The sequence below is a fragment of the Desulfoluna butyratoxydans genome, assembly GCF_900699765.1.
In the GTDB taxonomy this organism is placed as follows: Bacteria; Desulfobacterota; Desulfobacteria; order Desulfobacterales; family Desulfolunaceae; genus Desulfoluna; species Desulfoluna butyratoxydans.
The window spans coordinates 108,085-113,718 of record NZ_CAADHO010000015.1; the positions used below are offsets into that span (position 1 = coordinate 108,085).

The following is a 5,634-nucleotide window of genomic DNA, read 5'->3' on the forward strand; positions in this document are numbered from 1 at the left end:
CTTAGGTTTTCTGGCAGCCCCGAAGAGGCAACCCGCCTCCGGTTAGCCGTACCCACACTGTCCTTAATTCTTCGGGTCAATCGCTTTTTTGCTTTTTGGGCATGGCGAAGCCATGCAGGGCTTGCGGAGCAAGCCTTCAGGCGGCACCAGGCGCAGCCTGGAACCCGCCCTCAGGTTACGAGTATTTCTGCTCTTAGGTTTTCTGGCAGCCCCGAAGGGGCAACCCGCCTCCGTTTACCCGCACCTAGTCTATCCTCAATTCTCCCGGGTCCATCACTTTTTGTTTTTTTGCATGACGAAGCCATGCAAGGCTTGCCCCGCAAGCCTTCAGGCGGCACCGGGCGCAGCCCGGAACCCGCCTCTTGGTTACCGATGTTTTCTAACTTTGGTTGTTCTGCAGCTTCCAGCTCATCTATGGCTTGGTCCAAGCCATAGACGGGTACTTCATCCGGCTGTATTTTGCCTGAGCCCTTAACACCTTAACATCTTGGCTTGTGACCGCCTGTATGGTGCGCTTGCGCACCATACGTTCCGAAGGCCAACGCCTTTTGCCTTTCTGTGCCGTGTGAAGGCTCGACGGACATGGATTTTTATGGCCATTACGATCTATCGGCGGTGCGCAAGCGAACCCTGCCTCACATCCCCAACGCCGTCGGTCACGCGTCTCCTTCACATAAGGGGCACTTGTGTCCTTTTTTCATTTTATAGACGTTGAATAGTTATTTTCCTGTTTGTTCGTGGTTGTTCTCTCTGTCCATGCGAAGGATATCTTTCGCTCTGACCGTGTAATCCCCCAGGTCGGTTGTCCCCGAGAGTTCATGGCCAGGATCGACAAGGAGGTCCCCTGTTTTTCCTGTGTCGGTGAGGATATGGGCGGTGGTGTTCTTCTGGTCGTGGGTGAAGGTGATGGCGGAGAGGGTGTCGAAGGCCACTTCCAGATTTCCTGCGCCCACGGATCCCATGAACCGGGGGGATCCGTTGAAGGAGACGGGGCAGATGGTGATGGTCTCTCCGGTGCGGAGGGTGAGGATGAACGTTTTCCGGGTGGGGGGAGATGACGAGGCCAGGGCGTGCCGGAGAAACTCTTCGATGAAATCAAAGCCCTCTTCGATGGTGTAGTTGTCATCCATGAGGAGACGATGGCCGAAGATTTCGTTGATTCCCAGCAAGAGATAGGCGGTGAGGTCGGTGTCCAGGGGGCGCACCTGCCCCTTGGCGATGGCCTGGTCCAGGTCCTTGCGCAAGGGCGTGGCCAGGGACTTCAGGCACTCCGATGCCTTTTCCGCGAGGTGGGTGTCTTCTCCGCCCAGGACCAGCTTGGTGTGGTTGAGCATGCCGATGTAGCTGTGAAAGGAGCCCAGCATGGCGTTGCCCCGTTTTCGGAGCCTGGTGATGTAGTCAGTCTCCCGTTTCACCTCGTTCCATGTCTCCCGTGAGACCATGATCTTGGGGAGGCGCTCCAGGCAGTGGAGGAAGAGCTCTTCCTTGGAGGTGAAGTAACGGTAAAAGGTGCCGTTGCCCATGTGAAGGGCGTCGGTGATGTCGCTTATCTTGGTCTTGTCGTAGTGCTTCCGGGAGAAGAGGGCAAGGGCGGTATCGATGATCTGGTTTCGGATGCTGGACCCGTCCTCTTCGGTGTTGTCGCCGTCGTTGCGGAGCCTCTCCTTGATGTCGGCAAGGGAGAGTTTTTCCTTCTCCCGCAGGCCTCGGATGGTCTTGAGACGTGCAAGGTGGCTTTCATTGAAGATGGCCTTGGTGGGGCCTTTGCGTTCCGGGGGGTGAAGGATCCCGTTTCTTAGGTATTCGTAGAGGGTGGATATGCTGAGTCCACTCTGTTTGGCGAGTTGGGGAAGTTTCATTCCGGTTTGGCTGGCATCATTCATGAAAAGCTCCGCCCTGGGTCAGGTGCAGGGGTTCCATGCAGCGGTGAGTTCTCTGGGGGCTGCTGGGCAGTCTGTCGTTGCAAGGCGCCTTCTGGTCCCAGGTGTGAAGGTGCCCCATGGATTATGACGGTATGGAAAACATGTGTCCCGGTTTTGGGGACTATAGCACAGGATGATGAAGGGTCAAAACAATCCGTAGGAACTGATTGATGGGTCCATTATTGTTGTTCATGGCTAATGCAATACCTGTATGTGTATAAAGTTATCGGAGCTTGACATTGTTTTACGGCGCAGGTATGAAATCATAATATATGATTCATGGTTCAGAAATTATGGAGAGAAGGGGCTGTTCCGATAGCCGTCGGGCGATCCCATAACATGGTGTTGTTGCAGGCGTGGGTCTGTGATGTAAGGAGGAGAGACAATGTTACTTCTGAATCCCCAGAAATTCGATCGGAAATACGCGGACGAAAAAACCCGGAACATGATGGCCAAGACCATTGAGTTTCTTGAGAACAAGGGCTTGAAGTCCTTGAAGAAAGACTGGCATGACAAGGCCTGGAACTACGAGTTCGTCGAGTTTATGAAGCAGGAAAAGGTCCTGGGTACCCTCATGACCCCCACGGGATACGGTGCGGATGATTCCCGCTGGGATACCTTTCGTAACTCAGAGTTTGCCGAAATTTCCGGTTTTTACGGTATTACCTACTGGTACACATTTCAGGTGAGCATGCTCGGCCTGGGGCCCATTTTCCTTGGTGCAAATGAAGAGATAAAGCATAAGACTGCCAAGCTCCTGGAAGAGGGCGCTGTTTTTGCTTTCGGCCTTTCGGAAAAAGAGCATGGCGCAGACATCTACTCCTCGGACATGATGCTTACCCCCAACGGGGACGGAACATACAAGGCCAACGGAGACAAGTACTACATCGGCAACGGCAACGAGGCCTCCATCGTTTCCACCTTTGCCAAGATGAGTGACACCGGTGAGTACGTCTGGTTTGGTGTGGATTCCAAGCACAAGAACTATGAATTGATTAAAAACACGGTCAACGAGCAGAACTACGTGTCCGAGTATGCCCTCCACGATTACCCCATCACCGAAGGGGACATCATGGAGAAGGGGCCCAAGGCCTGGGACAACATGCTCAACACCATCAACATCTGTAAGTTCAACCTGGGCTGGGGTTCCATCGGCATGTGTACCCACGCCTTTTACGAAGCCATCGACCACGCGGCCAACCGCTATGTCTACGGCAAGTACGTCACGGATTTCCCCCATGTGAAGCGCCTCTTCACCGACGCCTATGCCCGCCTTGTGGCCATGAAGCTTTTTTCCGAGCGTGCCCGGGATTACATGCGCTGCGCTTCCGAGACCGATCGACGTTACCTGCTCTTTAACCCCATGGTGAAGATGAAGGTCACCTGCCAGGGCGAAGAGGTGGTTAACCTGCTCTGGGATGTCATTGCTGCCAAGGGTTTTGAGAAGGAACCCTTCTTTGAGGTTGTGGCCCACGAAATTCGCATGCTGCCCAAGCTGGAAGGAACGGTTCATGTGAACATGGCCCTTATCGTCAAGTTCATGCAGAACTACTTCTTCAACCCCGGGGAGTTCCCCGAGGTGCCCTTGCGAACCGACGCGGCCAACGACGACTTCCTCTTCGACCAGGGTCCCACCAAGGGCCTCGGCAAAGTGCAGTTCCACGATTACACCATCGCGTACAACAGCGTGGACCTTCCCAACGTCAACGTTTTCAAGGAGCAGATCGCCACCTTCAAGGAGTTTCTCATGAAGGCGACCCCGGACAAGGACCAGGGCCGCGACATCGATTATCTTCTTGCTGTGGGGGATATCTTCACCCTGGTTGCCTACGGCCAGCTGATCCTCGAAGCCAAGCCCCTCTTTGATGTGGAAGACGACCTTATTGAAGAGATCTTCGACTTCATGGTCCGGGATTTTGCCAAGTACGCAGTGTCCCTCCACGGCAAGCCCAGCAACAGCGAGGCCCAGAAGGAGTACTGCCTGAAGATGGTCAAGAGCCCTGTTGCCAACCCCGAGCGGTTCAACAAGATTTGGACCGAGCAGGTGTACGCCATGAAGGATCAGTACAAGATGAAGGACTGATACCGGTTCAATAGATGAGTGCGTAAGGAGCGGGCTGCCCACAAAAGAGGGCAGCCCGTTTTTTTGTGTTTATCACCGGTGCTAAGCGCAATGGAGGGAATACTGTCCCACCCCAGTTTATAAGGTCTTCAGGAGTTTTAAGGCCAGCCCATGGGCGGGGCAATGTCGAGCTGAAGCGTCACGATATCTCAGTCTGCTCCTTTTCTTGCAACAGCTTCGGGATGTTGTGGATTTCCCCTGTTTTTGGTAGCGTTTGAGGAACGGGCAATGTTGATATGGATGAGACATCAGGGAGGTTTCATGTTGTGGCGAATTTTCGGCGTCGGGCCCACCGGAGCGGGGATCAGTCTGTTGATGCTCGGGGCCATGGTCTGGCTGGATCGGATCATGGGGCAGCCTCAACTCACAGGTAGCGGGACGATTCCCGTTGTGGCCGGGTGTGTGCTTGTGGTGGTGGGGGCTGTGCTCCATGTCCTGGTTTTTAAGAATCTCACCCGGTGGTGGGTGGATGGTGAGTTGTGTACGCGGGGGCCCTTCGGGTGGTGCCGACATCCCATGTATGCCGCCTGGATTGGGTGCATTGCCCCAGGCATTGCCCTTGCGTTTAATTCATGGGTGGTGCTCTTCTGGCCCCTTGCGATCCGGCCCGCATGGCACCTGCTTGTGAGCCGTGAAGAGAAGGCGATTCGGGCCCGGTTCGGAGCGGCATACGACGAATATGCTGCGGTGACGCCACGGTTTTTTCCACGTTGGAACCGCTTGAGAGGCGACTAAGGAGAGGAGCTGTCATGATGAAGGAAGCCGCCCTGCTGATCATTGATATGCAGAACGATTTTGTGCTTCCCGGAGCGCCGGTGTGTGTGGAGGGGGCCTTGGAGACGGTGCCCAATATCGCCAAAGTCCTGGGTCGCTTCAGGCGGGACAAGGCGCCGGTGTTCCATGTGGTGCGGGAGTACCGTGCCGACGGGAGCGATGTGGAGACCAACCGAAGGAAAGCCTTTAAAGATGCGGGCGGGTTCGTTGTACCAGGGACCCGGGGCTGCGACATTGTGGCGGGGCTGGAGCCCGTTTCCGGTGAGTATCGGCTGGTGAAAAATCGGTACAGCGGGTTTATGCAGACAGAACTGGATCTCATGCTCCGACGGCTCGCTGTCAGCAGGCTGGTGGTGTGCGGCACCCAATACCCCAACTGTGTCAGGGCCACCATTTTTGATGCCGTGGCTTTGGGCTATGATGTGACCCTGGTCACCGACGCCGCCTCTGCCCGTACGCCCGAGATTGCCACGGCCAATATGGTTGATATTGCAAACATCGGGGTCCATTGCGTGGATACGCAGGCCTTTCTGGAAAGGGGCTGAACGGCTGAAGGGTGTCGCATCACGTGGCGGTGTGAGTAAAACTGCCCTTGGTATACAGCCTTTCATCTTGACAGGCTGCGAAAATCGGCTACTTAGCCCTTAGCCCTTAGCCCTTAGCCCTTAGCCCTTAGCCCTTAGCCCTTAGCCCTTAGCCCCAGCCCTTTCAATGTAGTACTTTTATTTTTTGCGTTTCGAAATCAGCTTGGCGGTTGAAACATGTGAGCTTTTCGAGCAATGACCCTTCTTGTCCTTTGGCTTTTTAGGGCCTCTC

General features: G+C 55.0%; 4 protein-coding genes. 3 read left to right on the top strand and 1 reads right to left on the bottom strand.

All coding sequences use genetic code 11. The features are described from left to right. Positions 1 to 719 precede the first annotated feature (719 nt). Complete coding sequence (locus MSL71_RS25195; protein ID WP_180146886.1) at positions 720 to 1,883, bottom strand: TetR family transcriptional regulator; 1,164 nt, start codon at positions 1,881 to 1,883, stop codon at positions 720 to 722. 424 nt (positions 1,884 to 2,307) lie between these two features. On the opposite strand from MSL71_RS25195, the gene MSL71_RS25200 reads away from it, so the two are divergent. The 3 genes from MSL71_RS25200 (at position 2,308) to MSL71_RS25210 (ending at position 5,363) form a co-directional block, all read left to right on the top strand. Further along, positions 2,308 to 4,005, top strand: a complete 1,698-nt coding sequence (locus MSL71_RS25200; protein ID WP_180146889.1) for an acyl-CoA dehydrogenase family protein — start codon at positions 2,308 to 2,310, stop codon at positions 4,003 to 4,005. A gap of 300 nt (positions 4,006 to 4,305) precedes the next feature. After that, positions 4,306 to 4,779 (top strand): methyltransferase family protein, encoded by a 474-nt coding sequence (locus MSL71_RS25205; RefSeq protein WP_180146892.1) that lies wholly within the window; start codon positions 4,306 to 4,308, stop codon positions 4,777 to 4,779. 14 nt (positions 4,780 to 4,793) lie between these two features. Further along, positions 4,794 to 5,363 (top strand): cysteine hydrolase family protein, encoded by a 570-nt coding sequence (locus tag MSL71_RS25210; protein ID WP_218951138.1) that lies wholly within the window; start codon positions 4,794 to 4,796, stop codon positions 5,361 to 5,363. The last annotated feature ends 271 nt before the right edge of the window (positions 5,364 to 5,634 follow it).

What these genes read in the sequence shown, in the direction of transcription:
- MSL71_RS25195 (WP_180146886.1), bottom strand. Translation starts at nt 1,883, where the DNA reads ATGAATGATGCCAGCCAAACCGGAATGAAACTTCCCCAACTCGCCAAA.
- MSL71_RS25200 (WP_180146889.1), top strand. Translation starts at nt 2,308, where the DNA reads ATGTTACTTCTGAATCCCCAGAAATTCGATCGGAAATACGCGGACGAA.
- MSL71_RS25205 (WP_180146892.1), top strand. Translation starts at nt 4,306, where the DNA reads ATGTTGTGGCGAATTTTCGGCGTCGGGCCCACCGGAGCGGGGATCAGT.
- MSL71_RS25210 (WP_218951138.1), top strand. Translation starts at nt 4,794, where the DNA reads ATGATGAAGGAAGCCGCCCTGCTGATCATTGATATGCAGAACGATTTT.